21 protein-coding genes are annotated in these 20028 nt (G+C 71.1%); 11 read left to right on the top strand and 10 right to left on the bottom strand.

Annotated elements, in window-relative coordinates; translation table 11 throughout:
* Positions 1–24 precede the first annotated feature (24 nt).
* The 5 genes from OG194_RS42640 to OG194_RS42620 all read right to left on the bottom strand — a co-directional run bounded on the left by OG194_RS42640 (position 25) and on the right by OG194_RS42620 (position 3297).
* Complete coding sequence (locus tag OG194_RS42640; RefSeq protein ID WP_327406074.1) at positions 25–861, bottom strand: undecaprenyl-diphosphate phosphatase; 837 nt, start codon at positions 859–861, stop codon at positions 25–27.
* Between the two features lie 88 nt (positions 862–949).
* Positions 950–1324 (bottom strand): fluoride efflux transporter CrcB, encoded by a 375-nt coding sequence (gene crcB / locus OG194_RS42635; RefSeq protein WP_327406073.1) that lies wholly within the window; start codon positions 1322–1324, stop codon positions 950–952.
* Entirely contained in the window at positions 1321–1701 is a 381-nt protein-coding gene (locus tag OG194_RS42630) for a DUF190 domain-containing protein (RefSeq protein WP_327406072.1), read from the bottom strand. The genes crcB (OG194_RS42635) and OG194_RS42630 overlap by 4 nt, the downstream gene beginning before the upstream one ends.
* Entirely contained in the window at positions 1698–2159 is a 462-nt protein-coding gene (gene crcB, locus OG194_RS42625) for a fluoride efflux transporter CrcB (RefSeq protein ID WP_327406071.1), read from the bottom strand. Before crcB (OG194_RS42625) ends, OG194_RS42630 begins: the two co-directional genes overlap by 4 nt.
* A 163-nt stretch (positions 2160–2322) precedes the next feature.
* Positions 2323–3297 (bottom strand): SMP-30/gluconolactonase/LRE family protein, encoded by a 975-nt coding sequence (locus tag OG194_RS42620; protein ID WP_327406070.1) that lies wholly within the window; start codon positions 3295–3297, stop codon positions 2323–2325.
* Positions 3298–3488: 191 nt separating this feature from the next.
* Between OG194_RS42620 and OG194_RS42615 the strand changes: the two genes are divergently transcribed.
* A complete protein-coding gene (locus tag OG194_RS42615) occupies positions 3489–4349 on the top strand; it encodes a ribonuclease BN (protein ID WP_327406069.1) in 861 nt (286 codons plus the stop codon).
* Between the two features lie 13 nt (positions 4350–4362).
* Here OG194_RS42615 and OG194_RS42610 read toward each other — a convergent pair whose 3' ends face one another.
* The gene (locus OG194_RS42610) at positions 4363–4644 is read right to left on the bottom strand and encodes an ArsR family transcriptional regulator (protein WP_327406068.1); all 282 of its coding nucleotides are present in this window, start codon (positions 4642–4644) and stop codon (positions 4363–4365) included.
* A 304-nt stretch (positions 4645–4948) separates the two neighbouring features.
* A complete protein-coding gene (locus OG194_RS42605) occupies positions 4949–6970 on the bottom strand; it encodes a beta-galactosidase (RefSeq protein ID WP_327406067.1) in 2022 nt (673 codons plus the stop codon).
* Between the two features lie 168 nt (positions 6971–7138).
* On the opposite strand from OG194_RS42605, the gene OG194_RS42600 reads away from it, so the two are divergent.
* The gene (locus tag OG194_RS42600) at positions 7139–8170 is read left to right on the top strand and encodes a LacI family DNA-binding transcriptional regulator (protein WP_327406066.1); all 1032 of its coding nucleotides are present in this window, start codon (positions 7139–7141) and stop codon (positions 8168–8170) included.
* 62 nt (positions 8171–8232) lie between these two features.
* On the opposite strand, the gene OG194_RS42595 is transcribed toward OG194_RS42600, so the two are convergent.
* Both OG194_RS42595 and OG194_RS42590 read right to left on the bottom strand, forming a co-directional pair.
* The gene (locus tag OG194_RS42595; RefSeq protein ID WP_327406065.1) at positions 8233–9573 is read right to left on the bottom strand and encodes a hypothetical protein; all 1341 of its coding nucleotides are present in this window, start codon (positions 9571–9573) and stop codon (positions 8233–8235) included.
* A gap of 127 nt (positions 9574–9700) precedes the next feature.
* The gene (locus OG194_RS42590; protein WP_327406064.1) at positions 9701–11251 is read right to left on the bottom strand and encodes a nitrilase-related carbon-nitrogen hydrolase; all 1551 of its coding nucleotides are present in this window, start codon (positions 11249–11251) and stop codon (positions 9701–9703) included.
* Between the two features lie 158 nt (positions 11252–11409).
* Between OG194_RS42590 and OG194_RS42585 the strand changes: the two genes are divergently transcribed.
* The 4 genes from OG194_RS42585 to OG194_RS42570 all read left to right on the top strand — a co-directional run bounded on the left by OG194_RS42585 (position 11410) and on the right by OG194_RS42570 (position 14634).
* Positions 11410–12606 carry a sensor histidine kinase gene (locus OG194_RS42585; RefSeq protein WP_327406063.1) on the top strand — a complete coding sequence of 399 codons (1197 nt, stop codon included), beginning with the start codon at positions 11410–11412 and terminating at the stop codon, positions 12604–12606.
* Complete coding sequence (locus tag OG194_RS42580) at positions 12603–13319, top strand: response regulator transcription factor (RefSeq protein ID WP_327406062.1); 717 nt, start codon at positions 12603–12605, stop codon at positions 13317–13319. The genes OG194_RS42585 and OG194_RS42580 overlap by 4 nt, the downstream gene beginning before the upstream one ends.
* Positions 13320–13773: 454 nt before the next feature.
* Entirely contained in the window at positions 13774–14124 is a 351-nt protein-coding gene (locus OG194_RS42575; RefSeq protein WP_327406061.1) for a VOC family protein, read from the top strand.
* Positions 14125–14232: 108 nt separating this feature from the next.
* On the top strand, positions 14233–14634 hold the full coding sequence (locus OG194_RS42570) for a MarR family winged helix-turn-helix transcriptional regulator (RefSeq protein ID WP_327406060.1): 402 nt from the start codon (positions 14233–14235) through the stop codon (positions 14632–14634).
* 18 nt (positions 14635–14652) lie between these two features.
* On the opposite strand, the gene OG194_RS42565 is transcribed toward OG194_RS42570, so the two are convergent.
* Positions 14653–15501: a LysR family transcriptional regulator gene (locus OG194_RS42565; RefSeq protein ID WP_327406059.1), complete on the bottom strand. Its 849-nt coding sequence runs from the start codon at positions 15499–15501 to the stop codon at positions 14653–14655.
* 346 nt (positions 15502–15847) lie between these two features.
* Between OG194_RS42565 and OG194_RS42560 the strand changes: the two genes are divergently transcribed.
* From OG194_RS42560 to OG194_RS42540, 5 genes are read left to right on the top strand one after another with little or no spacing between them, the layout of a single operon-like run.
* Positions 15848–16585 (top strand): alpha/beta hydrolase, encoded by a 738-nt coding sequence (locus tag OG194_RS42560; RefSeq protein WP_327406058.1) that lies wholly within the window; start codon positions 15848–15850, stop codon positions 16583–16585.
* On the top strand, positions 16582–17427 hold the full coding sequence (locus OG194_RS42555; RefSeq protein ID WP_327406057.1) for a sulfurtransferase: 846 nt from the start codon (positions 16582–16584) through the stop codon (positions 17425–17427). Before OG194_RS42560 ends, OG194_RS42555 begins: the two co-directional genes overlap by 4 nt.
* Positions 17424–18299 (top strand): ABC transporter permease, encoded by an 876-nt coding sequence (locus tag OG194_RS42550; protein ID WP_327406056.1) that lies wholly within the window; start codon positions 17424–17426, stop codon positions 18297–18299. The genes OG194_RS42555 and OG194_RS42550 overlap by 4 nt, the downstream gene beginning before the upstream one ends.
* Before the next feature lie 2 nt (positions 18300–18301).
* A complete protein-coding gene (locus OG194_RS42545; RefSeq protein WP_019058026.1) occupies positions 18302–19018 on the top strand; it encodes an ABC transporter ATP-binding protein in 717 nt (238 codons plus the stop codon).
* Positions 19015–19983: an ABC transporter substrate-binding protein gene (locus tag OG194_RS42540; protein ID WP_327406055.1), complete on the top strand. Its 969-nt coding sequence runs from the start codon at positions 19015–19017 to the stop codon at positions 19981–19983. Before OG194_RS42545 ends, OG194_RS42540 begins: the two co-directional genes overlap by 4 nt.
* Positions 19984–20028: the final 45 nt, after the last annotated feature.

The following is a 20028-nucleotide window of genomic DNA, read 5'->3' as shown; positions in this document are numbered from 1 at the left end:
TCGTCCGCGCGATGTCAGTGACTGTCAGCTGTTGAGCACACCCGTGCCGAGCAGCCCGAACAGCAGCAGACCGATGATGATCCGGTAGATCACGAACGCGTTGAAGGAGTGCTTCGCGACGAACTTCAGCAGCCAGGCGATGGAGGCGTACGCCACCACGAAGGACACGATCGTGCCGACGGCCAGTGGGGCGGCGCCCACTCCCGCACCCAGGGCGTCCTTCAGCTCGTAGATGCCGGCGCCGGTCAGCGCGGGGATGCCGAGGAAGAAGGAGAGCCGGGTCGCGGCGACGCGGTCCAGGTCGAGGATGAGACCGGTGGACATGGTGGCGCCGGAGCGCGAGAAGCCGGGGAAGAGCAGCGCCAGGATCTGCGAACTGCCCACCAGCATCGCGTCCTTGAACGTGACGTCGTCCTCACCGCGCTTGTGCCGGCCCATCTGGTCGGCGCACCACATGACACCACTGCCGACGATCAGCGAGGCGGCGACCACCCACAGCGAGCCGAGCGGACCGTCGATGAGCGGCTTGGCGGCCAGGCCCACGATCACGATCGGGATCGTCGCGTAGATCACCCACCAGGCGAACTTGTAGTCGTGGTGATAGCGCTCCTCGCGGTTGCGCAGGCCACGGCCCCACGCGGTCACGATCCGCACGATGTCCTTGAAGAAGTACACGAGCACGGCGGCGATGGCGCCGACCTGGATGACGGCCGAGAACCCGACGACGGAATCGTCGTCGACGGGGATGTTCATCAGCCCCTCGACGATCTTCAGATGGCCGGTCGAGGAGACCGGAAGGAACTCGGTCACCCCCTCGACGACTCCGAGGACGGCGGCCTGACCGACGCTGATGACGCTCATGAGATCCAGTTCTTGGGAGTTGGTCGACAGTGCTGTAGACAATAGCGCCGGGAACGGTCCTGCTCGGGCACGGGATACGCCCGAGCCCTTACGTCCACAGGGCCTCCGCGATCGACACCCCGACAAATGCCGCACCGAGGCCAGCCGTCACGCTGCCGACGACGTTGGCGGCAGCGTAGAGCCCCGCCCCTGTCTCGGTCAGCCGCAGTGTCTCGTACGAGAAGGTCGAGTACGTCGTCAGGGCCCCGCAAAGCCCTGTCCCGACGAGGAGTTGGAGATGTGATCCCGCCGCACCGGCGGACACCGCACCGGTCAGCACACCGAGAATCAGACAGCCGGAGACGTTCACCGCGAAGGTGCCCCAGGGGAACACGGTGTCGTGCCGGGTCTGCACCGCGCGGTCGGTGAGATACCGGAGCGGGGCACCGACCATGGCTCCCGCGACGACCAACACCCAGTTCACAACGACCTCTTACCCTTCCGGTCCGATGCGCCGGAGTCGTCGCCGCGGCCCACGTACCGGATGACCTCGCACTCGTCGAGGATCACGAGCCCTTCGCCGACGAGTTCGTCGAGCCGCGGCAGGAACTCCCGTACACGCTCCTCGGTGTCCACGATCACGATCGCCACCGGCAGGTCCTCGCTGAGCGACAGCAGTCGTGTGGTGTGGATCAGGGAGGAGGCGCCGAAGCCCTCGATGCCCCGGAAGACGCTGGCACCGGCAAGACCGGCCGCGTGCGCACGGTGCACGATCTCCGTGTAGAGGGGCTTGTGGTGCCAGGTGTCGTTCTCGCCGATGAAGATCGTCACCCGCAGGGCGCTGCCGGTCAGTCTGGTCATCGCTGCCTCCGCTTCAGGACCCGTCGGGCCGCCGTCACTCCGAGCCACACCGCCGTGAGCGCAGCGATCAGGGTCGCGGCGAGATAGGCGAGCGCGGTGCGGGGATGGCCCGCGTCGACCAGTTTCTGGATGTCGACGGCGTACGTCGAGAAGGTGGTGAAGCCGCCGAGCACCCCGGTGCCGAAGAACGGCCGCACCAGCCGGTGCGCGGCCCACACATCGGTGACGACCACCATGAACACGCCTATCACGGCGCACCCGACGACATTGATCCCGAAGGTCGTCCAGGGGAAACCGCCGCTCTGCGCGGGCCACCACAGCGAGGCCGCGTACCGGGCCGCGGCCCCGATCGCACCGCCGAGCGCGACCACCGCGACGACGGGCCCCTGCCCGCGCCAGACGGATGGTCGCGGGGCCCGGGACCGGGCGCGGAGGCTGTCGGCTTCGGGGGCTGACATGGCCGTACGTCTCCTACTCGTCGGGGGCCCTGGGGCATTCGCCTCTACAAGTAGGGACCGTTCGCGGCACCGCTGCCGCGGTTCGGGTACGGCGGGCCCCACCGCCGCGCCGCGCGAGGTGATCGCGGCCGGGCATCAGGGTAACGCCGGGGGCGTGCCGGGGTCACTTCGGGGCGGGCGGCTCGCACAGCGCGACACCGCGTTCGCGCAGGCTGCCCAGCACGAGGTGACCGGCCGCCTCGCAGACGCCGGTGACCGTGCGGAACAGCGAGCCGCGTGCGATCAGGTGGTGGACGATCTGTCCCTCGTCGTCGACCGCGAGGGCCCCGATCGTGCCGGTGGGGCGGTAGGGCGCGCGTACGGCGATCCGGGCGGCGGTGTGCCGTACGGCGTCCGGGGCGCGGTGGAGGAGGTCGAGCGGGGGCACGCGGGGTCCGGCCAGGGCGACCCAGAGCGGTCCGTCGGGGCCGACGCGCCAGATGTTGTCGGGCATGCCGGGGAGGTCTTCGACGAAGGGTTCGCCATGGCCCGCCCGCTGTCCGGTGAGCCAGTAGCGGGTGAGGCGGTAGGCACCGGTCTCGGCGATCACCAGGAAGGATTCATCGGCGCTCGCGGCAAGGCCGTTGGCGAACTGGAGCCCCTCCAGGGCGACTTCGGGGGTGTCGCTGTCGGGCGCGAGGCGCAACAGCCGTCCTGTGCCGGTGTGTTCGACGATGTCGCCGAGCCACTGGTGGAGCGGATAGCGGCTGCTGGAGACGGTGAAGTACACACTGCCGTCGGACAGGGCGACCACGTTGCTGCAGAACCGCAGCGGCTCCCCCGCCACCGAGTCGGCGAGGACCCGCACAGAGCCGTCGCCGAGGTCGACGCGCAGCAGTCCGCGTTCGGCGTCACACACCAACAGGCCGTCGTCCGGGAGGAGTTCGAGGCCGAGCGGCCTGCCGCCGGTGTCGGCGAGGGTCTCCACGCGGACCGACTCGGGGTCGGTCAGGCCGTCGAGGCGGAGGATGCGACCGTCCTCGACGCCGGTCAGCACCCGGCCGCGGGCGTCGGCGACCACGTCCTCCGGACCGCGCCCGCCGATCGCGACGTAGCGGCGGGCTAGCAGCGCGTCGGGGCGGACTTCGGGGCGGTCCATGAAAGCCTCCACGGTTCGGTCCGGGGCGCGTAACCTTGCTGCTCTTCCCGGTCATCTGCCGCGCTTCCCGGTCGTCACGGCACCGGGGCACGTTTGCCGAGCGTATTGCTGGTGACCCGATTCCCGCTGCCGGTCGGCGAGAAGGGGGCCCTCATGTCACGGTCGGCCACCCGGTGTGCGGGGCGTCCGCGGTGAGACGGGTGCGCGCGGTGTGGCAGGGGCTGGGGTTCGCCGAACTCAACCGGCGCGGGCGGGAGTTGGAGCTGCTGCACCGGGCGATGGGGTTCGCGACGCTCGCCCTGGTCACCCTCGCGCCCCTGTTGATCGTGGTGGCCGCGGCCGATCCGCTCGGGCACGGCGGGTTCGCGCTGTGGCTGGTGGACGGCATGGATCTGTCCGGCCGGTCCGCCCGCGCGCTCACCGACGTCTTCACCCCGCCCCGCAAGGTCATCGGCGCCACCAGCGCGTGGAGCGTGGCGCTGCTCGCGCTGTTCGGGCTGTCCTTCGCGTCGAGTGTGCAGAGCGGCTACGAGCACGTGTGGCTGCCGACCGGCGCCCCGTGGAACCGCATCTGGCGCCAACTCATCTGGCTGGTCATGCTGATGGGCTACCTGTACGCGCAGGTGCAGACCCGCAACGTCCTGGAGGGCACGCCCCGCATCCTGCTCAGCATGGCGGCCGGCCTGCTGTTCTTCTGGTGGGGCCCGCACTTCCTGCTCAACCACCGGGTCCCCTGGCGCTATCTGCTCCCGGGTGCCCTCGCCACGATGGCGGGCCTGGTCGGCCTGCGCTGGTTCTCGTACCTGGTGTTCACCCCGCTCCTGGTCACCAACGCGGTCAGCTACGGCCCGGTCGGCACGGTCCTGGTCGTGGAGTCCTGGCTGGTCGGCGTCGGCTTCGTGCTCTACGGCGGCGCGCTGGTGGGCAGGCTGCTGTGCGAGCGGTTCGGGGACCCCGACGCGGCGTTCCGCACGGAACCGGAAGCACCGGACGCCCCGGTGTCCGCCGAGCCGGAGGAACCGCCGACGCGCTCCGAACAGGACAAGGTGTGAGCCCTGGGCTCGGCTACCAGCCCTTCTCGAACATCCGGGCCACCTCGGCGATGCGGACCTCGTCGCGCCGGTAGTAGGTGCGCAGCCGGATCCGCCGCGCACGCAACAGGCCCATGCCCGCGAGGAGTTCGAGGTGCGTGTCGGCGACCTGGCGGGGCACCCCGAGTTTGGCCGCCACGGCCTCCGAGGTGACACCGGCCTCGGGGACGCACCGATGGTCCGGGAAGTGGGTGGCCGGATCTCTCAGCCACTCCAGGATGTCCAACCGTCGCTGGCCTGTCGGAGTCCTCAGCATGGCGTGACCCTCCGTTCTGCGCGCCGCTTGCCGCGTGCTCCCACTCTCCCGCAGCACGGTCCGCCACGTCCCGGACTCGGTGACCCTTGTCCGGGACCGAACGGTCCTGTTCGAGCAGGCCGATCGGCCCTGGGGCGTGGCGGGACGGGCGGGGCGCGATCGCACGGGAGCGACCGGACACCGGCTCCCGGGACCGGTGATGGCCGAACTGCACCGCCGTAGCCGAACAGAACCGCACGCCTGACGGAGCGGAGGTCCCCCTCCACCCGCGGCTCGTGGCACGCGCGGGCGGAGGGGAGTCGGGTCAGCCGTCGAGTCGTACGACCCGGACGGCACCTGCGGGCACCGCGAGACCGCCGGCGGCGCGTTCGCCGGTCAGCAGCTCGGTGCCGTCGGTGCCGAGTGGCACCTTGACGTCCGAGGCGCTGTGGTTGATCGCGAAGAGGAAGCTTCCCAACTCGCCTTCCCTGCAGACGACTTCGACGTCGTACGGCAGGTCGGCGCGCGGCGAGATCCGGGCGTCCTCGGTCGCCCAGCCGAGCAGGGCGTCCAGGCCATGGGCGTCGAGGCGGGTCGACACGTACCAGGCGGTGCCCTCGCCGAGGCGGTGCCGGGTGACGGCCGGGTGGTCGGCGGTGAGGCCCTCGGCGTACGTCCAGACGGTCTCGGCGCCGTCCGGGACGACGAACTCGGTCCAGACGTCGCCGGTGAGTTCGGAGCCGTCGGGACCGGTGATGCGCACCCGCTGGTCGGCCAGGAGCGGCGAGAACTCCTCGACGGTCAGGCCGAGTACGTCGCGCAGCGCGCCGGGGTAGGCGCCCTCGTGGACGGCGTCGTGCTCGTCGACGATGCCGGAGAAGTAGGAGACGACGAGGGTGCCGCCGTTCTCGACGTACCGCTGGAGGTTGCGCCCTGCCGCCTCCGTCATCAGGTACAGCGCCGGTACGACGACAAGGGGATAGGCCGACAAGTCGGCTTCCGGGTGGGCGAAGTCGACCGTGAGGTGGCGGTCGTAGAGGGCCTCGTAGAAGGCGTCGGCGCGCTCGCGGGCGTCGTGGTCCTCGCTGGGGCGCCAGGCGAGTTTCTGCGCCCACCACGAGTGCCAGTCCCATACGACGGCCACGTCGGCCTGGGTGCGGGTGCCGCGTATCCGGCCCAACTCATCGACGGACGCGCCGAGTTCGACGACCTCGCGCCAGACACGGGTCTCGGTACCGCCGTGCGGGAGCATCGCGGAGTGGAACTTCTCGGCGCCGCGCCGGGACTGGCGCCACTGGAAGAACATCGCGCCGTCCGAGCCGCGCGCCACGTGGGAGAGGGCGTTGCGGGCCATCTGGCCGGGGGCCTTGGCGGGATTGCGGGGCTGCCAGTTGACGCCCGAGGTGGAGTGTTCGAGGAGCAGCCAGGGGGCGCCGCCCGCGACGGAACGGGTGAGGTCGGCGGCCATCGCGAGGTTGACGTGGGTGCGGCGGCCGTCGGTGATCAGGTAGTGGTCGTTGGTGACGAGGTCGACCTCGCGGCCCCAGGCCCAGTAGTCGACGGACTCGCACTGGCTGAGGGCGGCCATGAAGTTGGTGGTGACCGGGATACCGGGCGCGAGGCGGTGCAGGATGTCCCGTTCGGCGACGAAGTTCTCGCGCATCGTGGCGTCGGCGAACCGCGTGTAGTCCAGCGCCTGGGCCGGGTTGACGGCGGTCGGGGTGAGGCGCGGCGGGTTGATCTGGCCGAGGTCTCCGTAGCGCTGGCCCCAAAAGGCCGTCCCCCAGGCCTCGTTGACCCCGTCGACGGTCTTGTAGGTCGCGGTCAGCCAGCGGCGGAAGTGGGCGGCGCAGGAGTCGCAGTAGCAGGCGGAGACGGGGACGCCGTACTCGTTGAAGACGTGCCAGAGCGCGAGGGCGGGGTGGTCGCCGTAGCGCTCGGCGAGCCGGGTGGTGATGTTCGCGGCGGCGGCGCGGTAGTCGGTGTTGCTGTGGCAGATCGCGCCGCGGGAGCCGAACTCGTAGCGGGTGCCGTCGGCGGTGACGGGCAGGGCCTCGGGGTGGGCGCGGTAGAACCAGGCGGGCGGGGAGACCGTGGGGGTGCCGAGGTCGACGCGGATGCCGTTCTCGTGCAGCAGGCCGATGATCCGGTCCAGCCAGCCGAAGTCGTACACACCCTGCTCGGGTTCCAGCAGCGCCCAGGAGAAGATCCCGACGCTCACCATGGTGACGCCGGCCTCGCGCATCAGCCGGACGTCCTCCTGCCAGACGCTCTCCGGCCACTGCTCGGGGTTGTAGTCCCCACCGAAGGCGAGCCTGGTGAGGCCCTTGGGTGTGGTCTCCGGCATGGATCTCTCCCGTAGTCGATCATTTGGGAACGTGCACACAGCACGCCCTAGGGCGCCGCCCCAACATAACCGCACGCCTGCGACCGCTGACAAGTGTCCCTGACGTTTCTCTGCTGTGAACGCTCCCAGCATGGCGCTTCTGGCTCCGGGTCCGGGAGCCGTAGAGTCTTGACCATGACCAATACGGGGGGTCGGCGCAGACCACCGACGATCCATGACGTGGCGCGCGAGGCCGGTGTCTCGCGGGGCACGGTGTCGCGCGTCCTCAACGGCGGGCACTATGTGAGCCCGGCCGCACAGGAGGCCGTCAACGCGGCCATCCGCAGGACGGGTTACGTCGTCAACCGGCACGCCCGGTCACTGATCACCGGGCGCTCGGACTCCGTCGGCTTCCTCCTGACGGAACCGCAGGAGAAGTTCTTCGAGGACCCGAACTTCAACATCCTGCTGCGCGGCTGCACCCAGGCGCTGGCCGCGCACGACATCCCGCTGCTGCTGATGCTGGCCGGCACCGAGGACGAACGGCGGCGCATCACGCGCTACATCACCTCCGGGCACGTCGACGGGGTGCTGCTGGTCTCCAGCCACTCCGGGAACCCGGTGGCGGAGGAGCTGAGCGAGGCGGGCGTGCCGCTGGTCGCGTGCGGCAAGCCGATCGGGCTCGGCTCCAAGATCAGCTATGTCGCCGCCGACGACCGGGACGGCGCCCGTGACATGACCCGGCACCTGCTCTCCCTCGGCCGTCGCCGCATCGGCACGGTCACCGGCCCGCTGGACACGCCGGGCGGTGTCGAGCGCCTCGCCGGTTACAAGGAGGTGCTCGCGGAGTCGGGCATCGAGGTGGACGACGATCTCATCGTCTCCGGCGACTACAGCCGGCTCAGCGGCGAGCGCGGTGCCGAGCGGCTGCTCGCCCAAGTCCCGGACCTGGACGCCGTGTTCGTCGCCTCCGACCTGATGGCGCGGGGCGTACTGACCACGCTGGAACGGGCCGGGCGCCGAGTGCCCGAGGACGTGGCCGTCGGCGGCTTCGACGACTCCCCCGCCGCACTCGCGTCCAGCCCCGAACTCACCACGATGCGGCAGCCGTTCGACCGGATCAGCGCGGAGATGGTGCGGGTGTTGCTGGCGCAGATCGGGGGCGAGGACACGGCGGCGGTGATACTGCCGACGGAGTTGGTGAAGCGGGAGTCGACGTGAACGGGCGGGTTGTCGCCGTGAGTTGAGGGGGCGAGCTGCGCGCCCGCCCCCCAACGTCACCGTCAGGCGGACGGGTTGACGATCACCTCGGCCGAGTTGTTCTCGGTGTTCGAGTCGAAGGCGAGAGGCGTTCCGTTGTAGGCGAGGGTCGTGACGTGGCCCGTCGCGTCGGGGACGACCCGGTCGATGCGCAACTGGAACGGGAAGCTGACGTCCAGGTCGGGCTTGGCCCAGGTCGGCAGGGTGCACGCGTAGTGGCCGATGGTCGGGTCGTCGCCGGAGGTCCAGGCGTTGTGGCAGGTCTTGGGCACGGACGTGGCGGTGGTGCCCTCCGGGAGGTGGAAGTCGATCGTGGTGATCGGGTCCCCGGCGCTGACGTCGCCCGCCCAGGCGGGTCCGTGGTTGACGAAGCGGAAGCCGGAGGTGACGGTGTCACCGGCCGCGCCGCTCACCGAGGTGCCGTACACCGCGAAGTCGGCGGTGTTGTCGGCGTTGATGTGCCAGGAGCGGCTGTTGTCGGAGCTGTCGAGGTCGGTGGCCTCGGCGGCGGGCTGGACGTCGTAGTCGAACCGGTCGTACAACGCGCGTTCGGTGACGGCGAGTTGCAGCGGCTCCGGAAGTTCGACGGTGGCACCGGGGGCGACATCGGTGTCGAAGGAGCAGGTCACGTACGTCATGCCGCTGCCGTCGACGTCCGGCCCGGTGTAGGTGCACTGCGGGTAGCGGGTGGTGACGTCGAGGCCGTACGTCGCAAACATGTCCACGCTGAAGCCGTGGGCGGTCTCGTTGCCGGTGTTGGTGATCGCGTACGGCACGGTGAGGCTGGTGCCGGGCGCGACGTCGGTGGCGTCCTGCGGGGCGCTGATACCGAGGTCGACTCCGGAGCCGACGGTGACGGTGGTGTCGTCGCTGCGCTGGGCGACGAGCGTGCCGTCGGGGCCGCCGGTGGCCTCGGCGGAGTACGTGATCGTGCCCTGCGCTCCGACGGCGGCGCCGGCGACGGCCCGCACCTTCAGCCGCACCTGTGCGCTGTAGCGGATCGGTACGTCCCCGGTGTCGCACACGGCGACGGTGCCGCTGTCGTCCGGCGTGCAGGTGTCGGGCCAGGCCACCTCGGCGACCCCGGCGAGTCCGGAGGCGTCGACGGTCAGCCGTCCGTCGGTCAGGGTGAAGGCGTCATTGCTGTGCGTCAGCCCCAGCGCCAGCGGTCGGTACCGCGCGGCACCACCGTCGGGAGCGACGGTCGCCGTCACGTCGTAGGGCGACTGGATCGCCAGCGCATCGGTCTGCGGCACGTCGTCGGCGACCGCCGCCCCGCTCCCGAGACCGGCGACGGCCAACGCCCCCACGGCTCCGGCACAGACCCCGCGACGCAGCACGCGTCCGACGGAGACAGAACTCATGAAATCCCCCAGCTGGGCAGAAGAGAGCCCGGCAAGTGACCTGCACCGGGCGGGAGTTGGACGGTGGGCCAGGGTGGAAGGTTGTAGGTGGGGGGCCTGGGGCGGGTGGTTCTTACCGTTTTCTTGATCAGTTCGGTCGGCCCCGGCCGGCGAGGGCCGTGGCGGTGAGCGCGAGGAGGGAGGCCAGGCAGAGCCAGGCGAAGGTGTCGCCGATCCGGTCGTAGACCGTGGTGACGCCGTGGGTGGGCACGGAGGCCACCATGATCTGGCGGCCGGTCGTGAAGTAGTCGGTGGAGGCGAGGACATGACCCTCGTCGTCGTAGGCGGTCGAGACGCCTTCCGCGTCCTGGCGGATCAGTGAGTAGCCGCCCTCGACGGCCCGCAGGCTCGCCTTCTCCGTGTGCGCGCTTCCGTACTCCCTCCAGTCGTGGGAGGGCACGAGCATGATGTCGGCGCGGGTGCGCATCATGGCGGGGAAATCGGCGTCGTAGCAGATGACGTCGGCGATGCGGCCGTACGGGGTGTCGACGACCGGGACGCGGCCGTCACCGGGCGTGAACTGCTCGGAGCCGGGGATGGGGTGGGCCTTCTGATAGGTCCACAACACCTTCCCGTGCGGGTCGATGAGAAGCGCCTCGTCCTTGTCGTGGGTGGGTCCGGCGGAGCTGTAGACGCGGATGCCGATCTCCAGGTAGATGCCCGATCGGCGGGCCTCGTCCCGTGCGGCCGTGATGGCGACCGGTTCGTGGGACTCCTGTGTCCTGACGGCTTCCTCGGGCCAGACCACGATCTTCGCTCCGGCTGCGGCCTCGCGCCGGGTGGCGGTGAGCAGGTCGTTCTCCACGGCGGTCATGGCGGGTTCGACCTGTGCGGCGGGTGCCGTGGCGATGTCCGGGACGCGGGCGAACGCCGCCCGTTGGGCGTCGGTCACCGTGCGGCCGGGGCTGATGCCGGCGATCCGGACGGTCGGGGCCGTGGCGGGGGCGAGGGCGAGGCGGGCGCCTCCGGCGAGTACGACGGTCAGCAGGACGGCCAGGTACACCAGGCCGCTGCGCCAAGTGGGCCGCTCCCAGAGGCGGTTGACGGTACTGGCGAAGTAGGCGATCAGGAAGCCGATCCCCCACGGGCCGGTGACCGAGACGACCTGGAGGAGCGGGAGGTCGCCGTACTGCGTGACCGCGAGCGAGCCGTATGCCGTACCGAACGGGGACACCACGGTGATCAGGAACTCCGTGGCGGCGACCCCGGCGGGGAAGGCGAGTGCCGCCACCGCGGGTCGCAGGCGGCCGACGAGCAGTCTGTCGGCGAGGAACGGCAGCGTCTGGAGTGCGGCGAGCGCGACGGCACCCGCCACGACCACGGGGTCGAGGCCGATCGCCGACTCCTGGACCCAGAAGACGGCGGCCACCGCGTGGGCCGACCAGATCCACAGCGCCCCGGACCAGGCGCGACTGAGCCGGGCGAACCGCAGCAGCAGCACCAGCGAGATCCAGGCGGCGGCCGCGACGTCCCATCGGCCGCCCACCGCGAACAGCATCGCGCCGGTGCCGAGCGACAGCGGCGCCCACCTCGCCGCGGGGCGCGAACGCCCTTTCCTGTCAAGGGACTTGGTCGCCGCCGCCGTTCCGGGAGAAGGGCGGGTCGGCGGTGCGGGCTGTTCGGTGGGGAGGTTCGTCATGGGGAACGACGCTAGGAGGGAGGTGTCCCCCGGCGCCTCCCTCCGTACGGCGATCTCGCGCGGGATCACGCAACCTTCGATGCGCGCCCCGGGGAGGATCCCGTGGCACCGCCGCTGCTCTAGCCTGATGAACCGAAATGGTCATGGAGACAAGGGCCTTGCCACAGGCCGCACAGCGCTGGTTCGCCGCCCGGCCGCATCTGACGGATGTCGCGCTCGGCGGCGGCCTGACGGTGTTCGACATGGTCACGGTGCTGGACCGCAGTCCGGCACCGGGTGGCTGGGGTCCGGCCCTGTGGGGTGCGCAGACCGTGCCGCTGCTGTGGCGGCGCACCCGTCCGCGTGCCGTCCTGGCGGCGATGACCTGCCTCTACGTCGTCTTCCAGCTGCTCGGTCCGATCCCGGGGAAGATCCCCGGCCCGTTCCTGCTCATGCTCGGCGTGTACGCCCTCGCCCGGTACGAGCCGGTCGCGGTCGCCCTGGCGGGGACGCTGCTGTGCTTCGCGGCGGCCATGGCGGCCGACGCCGTGGGCGGGCACTGGCAGACACCGCTCCTCGGGTCGCTGGAGCCGATCAGTGCCACGACGTTCGTCTTCTTCTTCGCCCTGGCCTGGACGCTGGGGCAGGGCAGACGCAGGATCGGTGCCGACGCCGACCGGCTGCGCGATCTCAACCGGCGGCTCCGGGCCGAGCAGGAGATCAACGCGCGACAGGCGGCGGTCGCCGAGCGGGCGCGCATCGCCCGCGACCTGCACGACGTCGTCGCCCACCACGTCAGCGCCATCGCCGTACAGGCACGTGCCGCACAGGACGTCATGGACGACGATCCGCCGCTCGCCGCGGCGGGTGTCGAGGTGATCGCCCGGACCGCCGACACCGCGCTCTTCGAGATGCGGCGGCTCCTCGGGCTGCTGTCGTCCCGGGAACGGGAACTCGCTCCCGAACCGTCCCTGGACCATCTCGACGCGCTCCTCGACACCCCCAGGTCGGCGGGCTGCCGGGTGACGTACGTGCCGAAGATCCCTGCCGGGGCGGCACCGTCCGCCGGGATGCGGGTCTCGGCCCACCGGATCGTCCAGGAGGCGCTGACGAACGTGGTCAAGCACGCCGGGCCAGTCGACGTGCTGGTCAGTGTGCGCGGTGACGACGCCGGCCTCGTCATCGAGGTGCGGAACGACCCGGCCGCTCCGGGCCACCGGCCCGTCACCGGATCGGGCCGGGGACTCATCGGCATGCGGGAACGCGTGGCCGCCTTCGACGGCTCCCTGGCGGCGGGGCCGCGCGAGGACGGCGGCTGGCTGCTGCGCGCCGTCCTGTCCGAGAAGGCGCCACAACCCACCGACGCGGGCGGATGAACGTCCGCGTGCTCGTCGTCGACGACCAGGAGATCGTCCGGACCGCGCTCCGTCTCGTCATCGACCGCCGCGAGGGCCTGTCGGTCGTCGGCGAGGCGGCCGACGGGGAACAGGCCGTCGCCCGGGCGGTCGAACTCCGGCCCGACGTCGTGCTGATGGACGTCCGCATGCCCGGCACGACCGGCGTCGAGGCCACCCGCCGCATCGTCCGCGACTGGCCCGGTCCGGGGCCGGCTCCGCGTGTCGTCGTCCTCACGACGTTCGACCTGGACGAGTACGTGCACGCGGCCCTCCGGGCGGGCGCGGACGGCTTCCTGCTGAAGAACAGCCATCCCGACCAGCTCGCCCGTGCCATCCGTGCGGCGGCCGACGGGGAGGCCGTGCTCGCGCCGAGCGTCACCCGCCGGCTCATCGACACGCTGTCCGCGCTGCCCACCGCACTCCTCCCCGACACTCCCGCCCCGGCACCGGGACCGGACGAGCGCGCGCTGACGGAGCTGCTCACCGAACGTGAGCTCCAGGTTCTCGTCCTGGTCGCCCGTGGCCTGTCCAACTCGCGGATCGCCTCGGCCCTCGGCCTCAGCGAGGCGAACGTGAAGAGCCGCGTCAACCGCGTCCTCACCCGCCTCGGCCTCGACAACCGCGTGCAGGCCGCGCTGATCGCCCACCGGGCAGGTCTCACCGGGACCCCGGGCATGCCGCCCGGAACCTGAGGTCGCGTCACCGGGCGTCCCGGCCGGACACGAACACCGGGCGAGAGAGAAGCGCGGGCGACGTGTACGGCCGGGTGGGATGGGTGCGTGGGTAGGTGGGACATGCAGGAGCGGTGGCCGCCGCCGGACGAACGTTCCGGGTGCTCCCGCGCGGCACGCCGCGCGAAGAAGCCGGCCGACCGACACACAGCCGACGGATCTTCCGGCCCCCGCCCTCGTGACTGTCCAGCCCCTCGCTGTACGCCAGACGCACCGCCCCGCACACGGCATGCCGGAGACCCTCGGAGCGCACGGCGGATCCGTCCGAGCCCGGACCGCGCACGATGCCCGCGTCGCCGACGCCACCTCGCACGGCGCAGCCGATCAGGATTGAAGAAGCCCCCGCCCCCTCCCCCGCCCTAGCCTGAATCCACCGGCGAAATCCGTCGGACCACGCTTCACGGAGGAACCCGCCATGACCGACGGACTGAACACGATCATCTACCCCGTCAAGGACCTGGACGGCGCGAAGGCCCTGTTCGGCGCCCTGCTGGGAGTCGAGCCGTACGCGGACGAGCCGTACTACGTCGGATACAAGGCCGCCGGGCAGGACGTCGGTCTCGACCCGAACGGGCACGCCAAGGGCATGACCGGACCGGTGCCGTACTGGACCGTGGACGACATCCGGACCCGGCTCGCGGCGATGGTGGAGGCGGGCGCGGAGCTGGTCCAGGACGTCCAGGACGTGGGCGGCGGCAAGCTGATCGCGTTCGTGAAGGACGCGGACGGCAACTTCGTCGGGCTCACCCAGAACCCGGCCGCCTGACACGCACCGACAGCCGACCGCCCGACACCTGTGCCGTGCCGCCCCAGTTACTTGCACGCGCACTAGTTGCGCGCTCAATAACTGGCCGGATCGGTGTACCGTGCGGGTATGGCAGTGAAGTCGGCCGGCGCCCGGCAGCTAGAGGAACAGTGGCGGGACATCCTGTCCGTGCACGCGCGCACGATGTGCGAGATCGACCGCGTACTGCACCCGCACGGCCTGGGCGCGAGCGACTTCGAGGTGCTCGACATGCTCGCGTCCGAGGCGCCCGAGGAGGGCGACCAGTGCCGGGTGCAGAACCTGGTCGGCCGGGTCCATCTCAGCCAGAGCGCCCTCTCCCGTCTCATCGGACGACTGGAGAAGGACGGCCTCGTGGAACGCTCCGTGTGCATCGAGGACCGACGCGGGGTGTGGGTCGCGCTTACGCGGAAGGGGCGTGATCTGCACGCGGAGGTGCTGCCTCTCCAACGGGGCGTCCTGGTACGGATGTTGGACGACACCCAGGGTTAGCCGCGCCTCCTCGGCAGCTCACCGCAGCAGATCCCGCACCGCCGCGAACGCCGCCTCCACCGTCGCCGGATCCGCCCCCTGCCGGGCCAGCGCGCTCATGGGAATCGGCGTGACGGAGGGCAGCCCGTCGTACGGAGTCAGCCCGTCCGGCGCCGAACCGACCGCCGCGAGCAGCGCGACGCCCTGTCCCGTGCGGGCGATGTCGAGGACCCCGGCGAGATACCCCGCGTCGCCGACCACCGCGGCCGGCACTCCGTGCGCGGCGAGGGTCGAGATCGCGCGGCGGCGGATCGCGCACGGGTCCTCGATGGCGACCAGCGGGACGGGCGCGGGCGCGGCCGGTCGCTGCCAGCCCGGGGTGGCGTGCCAGGTGAGCGGGAGGCCGCCGACCGGTGTGCCCTCGGTGGCGGCGGCCTCGGTGACGTAGACCGCGACATCGACGCTGCCGCGTTCCACGGCCTCGACGAGGCGGGCCGAGCGGTCGATGCGGAAGCGGACCCGGCAGCCGGGCCGCACCTCCTGGACGGCCGCGGTGAGCCGTGGCAGGAACTGGTCGGCCGCGTGTTCGGTGGAGCCGATCGTGACGGTGTCGCCGTCCACGTCCAGCAGCGTGCGTACGGCCTCGTCGTGCACGGCGAGGATCCGTCGGGCCTGTTCCAGGAGCAGCCGCCCCTCAGGGGTGAACCGGGTGCCGCGCCCCTCCCGCTCGACGATCGGCCGGCCCAGCGTCTTCTCCAGCCTGCGCACATGCTGGCTGACCGCGGACTGGCTCAGGGCGAGGGCCCGGGCCGCCCGGTGGAAGCCGCCGCAGTCGGCTATCGCGGTCAGGCTGCGCAGGGCCACGATGTCGAGGACAGGTTGGGGCATGCCGGTGACGGTAGCTGTTCCACGTCTCGATCCGCATCGATCGCGATAACTGATCGATTTCGATGCGGAATCATCGTTGGACGCGATCGGTCGTGGCCGGTCATGATGGGCGCATGCTGCACACGACCGCTTTCGCTGCCCTTCTGACGCAGCGCCGAGTCATTGACTTCGGCGTGGCGTGCAGCGCGCGCTGTCGTTGACCCACCGCCTCTCCGCGGCACCCTTCCCGAGTTCTCGCTGATCACGTCCGCCCTGCGCACTGACACGTGACGGCGGCTCCGGCCTGCTCACTTCTCCCCTCTCCTCGATTCCCCTCCCCTTTCCCCTCGTTGGGAGCTGTCACCCCATGCCCTCTTCCTCCCTTTCCTCCTGGGACGAACCCGAAGGCCTCGCCGCGCGCGGCACGTTGATCGTGCTGGCCGGGCGGGGCGAACACGGCGGTGTCTACGAGCGGTTCGGCCGCCGGCTCGGCTACGACGCCTACCGCGTCCGCGCCCTCGGCGACCCGACCGCCGACCCCGCCGTCCTGGAGCAGGCCGCCAAGCTGCTCGCCGACGAGTCGCTGCCCGGCCCGAAGGTGCTGGTCGGTTCGGACACGGGCGCGCTCTACGCCCTTCAGCTCGCCGCCGAACAGACCGCGGGCGTCGACGCGCTGATCCTGGCCGGGCTGCCCACCGGCGCCTGGACAGCGGGCAGTTGGGAGGGGGAGGCCGCGGCCCGCACCGCCTGCCCGACCCACCAGGGGCGCCTCACCAACGACCCCGACTTCCGCCGGGGCGCCATCGACGACACCCCCGACCTGCCCGAACCGCGCCTGGACCCGGTACGCGTCCCGGTGCTCGCCCTGCACGGCAAGGACGACACGATCAGCCCGCTCGACCGGGCGCTGAGCGTCTACGACGGTCACCCGGGCGTCCACACCGTCGTCTTCCACGGCGGCCGGCACGACGTCCTCAACGACGCCCTGCACCGCACCGTCGCCGCCACGGTCGTCCTCTTCCTCGAACGGCTCCGGCTGGCCCCCGAGGTCCGCGAGACCGGCGCCGCACGTGAACTGCCCCTGATCGCCGAGGAGTTGACATGAGCAGCCGCGTGACGACCACGGTCGCCGAGCTGGCCGAACTCCTCGGCTCCGAGCAGCCGCCCGTCCTGCTCGACGTCCGCTGGGCCCTCGGCGACCCGCACGGCCGCGACCACTACGCCGACGGTCACATCCCCGGCGCGGTCTACGTCGACCTGGACACGGAGTTGGCCGCACCGGCGAGCCCCGAGGGCGGCCGGCATCCGCTCCCCGACCTCACCCGGCTCCAGGAATCCGCCCGCCGTTGGGGCATCGGCGCCGGCCGAGCCGTCGTCGTCCACGACGACCTGGGCAACACGGCCGCCGCGCGCGCCTGGTGGCTGCTGCGGTACGCGGGCGTCACCGAAGTGACCCTGCTGGACGGGGCGTTGGGCGCCTGGCGGGCGGCGGGGCTGCCGCTGGAGTCCGGGACGCCCGCCGATCCGACGCCGGGTGATGTCGTGCTCCGCGCGGGTGCGCTGCCGATCACCGATGCCGACGGGGCCGCCGAACTCGCCGTATCGGGGCTGCTGTTGGACGCCCGCGCCGGTGAGCGTTACCGGGGTGAGGTCGAGCCCGTGGACCCGCGCGCCGGGCACATCCCGGGGGCCGTGTCCGCGCCGACCGGCGAGAACCTCGCGGCCGACGGGACCTTCCTGGCACCGGAGTCGCTGCGCAAGCGGTTCGAGGAGCGGGGTGCCGGGGACGCGGCGCGCATCGGCGTGTACTGCGGGTCCGGGGTCACCGCCGCCCATCAGATCGCGGCGCTGGAGATCGCCGGGTTTGAGGCGACGCTCTTTCCTGGTTCCTGGTCCGCGTGGTCCGCCGATCCCGCGCGCCCGGCGGCGACGGGAGACCGGCCATGACGACGAAACCACTGGACGCGGCCGTGCTGCCGCAGCAGAAGGAAGTCGTGCCCGCGCCGTCCACCCGGGTCACCATCCGAGGCACCGCGAAGGTCAACCGCCGTTTCACCGTGCCCCGCTCCGTACGCCGGGCCGCCGGACCGGTCGGCCTCGTCCTGCTCTGGTTCCTGACCTCCGCCACCGGAGTGCTCCCCGAGTCCGTGCTGGCCTCCCCCATGGACGTCATCCGCCAGGCGGTGGACCTGACGAAGAACGGCGAACTGCCCAGCGCCATCGCCGCGTCGGGCCGCCGCGCAGCCATCGGGTTCCTCATCGGCGCGACCGTCGCACTGGTCCTGTCGCTGCTGGCGGGGCTGTTCCGGCTCGGTGAGGACGTCATCGACTCCTCGATGGGCATGTTCCGGGCGATCCCCTGGGTGGGTCTGATCCCGCTGTTCATCGTCTGGTTCGGCATCGAGGAGACCCCGAAGATCGCGCTCGTGGCGCTCGGGGTGACGTATCCGCTGTACTTCAACATCTACGGCGGCATCCGCTCCACCGACGCCCAACTCGTCGAGGCCGCACGGATGATGGGGCTCGGCCGGTTCGGGCTGATCAAGTACGTGATCCTGCCGAGCGCACTGCCCGGGGCACTCGTGGGCCTGCGGTACGCGCTGTCCACCGCGTGGCTGGCCCTGGTCTTCGCCGAGCAGGTCAACGCGGACGCGGGGCTCGGCTATCTGATGAGCAACGCCCAGCAGTACTTCCGTACGGACGTCATCGTCCTGTGCCTCGTCGTGTACGCGCTGCTCGGTCTCGCCTGCGACTTCGCCGTACGGATCCTGTCGCGCCGGCTGCTGACCTGGCGGGCCAACTTCGAGGGTGAGGCGTAGACATGGCCAACTCCGTTGAGATTCGGGGGCTTTCGCGGGCCTTCGACGGCAACACCGTGCTGCACGAGCTCGATCTGGACATCCGTGAGGGCGAGTTCGTGGCCCTGCTCGGGCACAGCGGCTGCGGCAAGTCGACGCTGCTGCGGATCCTCGCCGGGCTGGACGACGAGATCGGCGGCGAGGTGACCGTGCCCGCACGGCGCAGCGCGGCCTTCCAATCGCCCCGGCTGCTCCCGTGGTTGAAGGTGTGGCGCAATGTCGTGCTCGGGCTGCCGGGGCGACCCGACCGGGCGCTCGCGCTCAAGGCGCTCGACGAGGTCGGTATCGCGGAGCGCGCGACCGTCTGGCCCAAGACGCTGTCCGGCGGTCAGGCCCAGCGCGTCTCGCTCGCCCGTGCCCTGGTCCGGGAGCCCGAACTCCTGTTGCTGGACGAGCCGTTCGGCGCGCTGGACGCGCTGACCCGGGGCAAGGTGCAGGCGCTGGTCGCCGAGCTGTGGCGGCTGCACGGGTGCGCGATCCTCCTGGTCACCCATGACGTGGAGGAGGCGCTGCTGCTCGCCGACCGGGTCCTGGTGATGGACGAGGGCCGTATCGCCCACGAGGTGACCGTCGACCTGCCCCGCCCGCGTGATCTGACCGCCCCCGAGTTCGTGACCCTGCGCGCCCGCCTCCTGAACTGGCTCGGCGTGACCCGCACTTTGGAAGGAACCCCCTCGTGATCCGCAGAATCGCCGCCGCCGCCCTGAGCCTGACCTCCCTGCTGGCGCTGAGCGCCTGCGGCGCCGACTCCTCGGCGGACACCTCCGCCAGCGGCCAGGTCACCCTCACCATCGGCGACCAGGCCAAGACGCTCCAGACGATCATTGCCGCCTCCGACGCGCTCAAGGGCGCCAAGTACAAGGTGAAGTGGGCCGAGTTCCAGGGTGCGGCCCCGCTCTACCAGGCCGTGCAGGCGGACGCCGCCGACACCGGGTTCTCCGCCGATCTGCCCGCTCTCCAGGCACTCAGCGGCGGGGTCAAGATCAAGAACATCGCCGCTCTCAAGAACGACGGCACGCACGTCGGGATCGTGGTCCGCAAGGACTCCGGGATCGACAGCGTGAAGGACCTCAAGGGCCAGAAGGTCGTGGTGTCCTCGGCGAAGGGCAGCATCTCGGAGTATCTGCTGGCCAACGTGCTGAAGCAGAACGGGCTCAACTACAAGGACGTCAAGGTGCAGTACCTGCTGCCGACGGACGCGCAGGCCGCGTTCGCCTCGGGGAAGGTCAAGATCTGGGCGACGTTCGGTGTCTACCAGGCCGTCGGTCTGGAGCAGGGCGGGAAGCTCCTCGTCGACGGCGGGGACGGCCGGGTCAGCGGCTACGGCTTCATCAACGCCTCCGAGAAGGCACTCGCCAACTCGGCGAAGAAGACGGCCCTTTCGGACTTCCTCCAGCGGCTGAGCACGGCGCTGAAGTGGACCAGCACCCACCAGGACGCGTACGCGAAGGCCATCGAGCAGCGCAACGGCGCCGACGCCACGGTCGCCAAGACCCTCGCCTCGGCCGCCTACAGCCAGGTGTTGCCGATCACTTCGGACGTCGACACGACCGTCCAGCAGGTCGCCGACCTCATGAACAGCATCGGGGTCCTCGACCCGAATGTGGACGTGGCCAAGTCCGCCGACGCCTCGCTGCTCAAGTGACCACTGACGCCTCCCCTGCTCAAGTGACCTTCCCGTCTTAGGAGT

This window comes from Streptomyces sp. NBC_01288 (assembly GCF_035982055.1).
Taxonomy (GTDB): domain Bacteria; phylum Actinomycetota; class Actinomycetes; order Streptomycetales; family Streptomycetaceae; genus Streptomyces.
The sequence above is the reverse complement of the archived record's forward strand: the minus strand, read 5'-3'. Positions and strand labels throughout refer to the sequence as shown.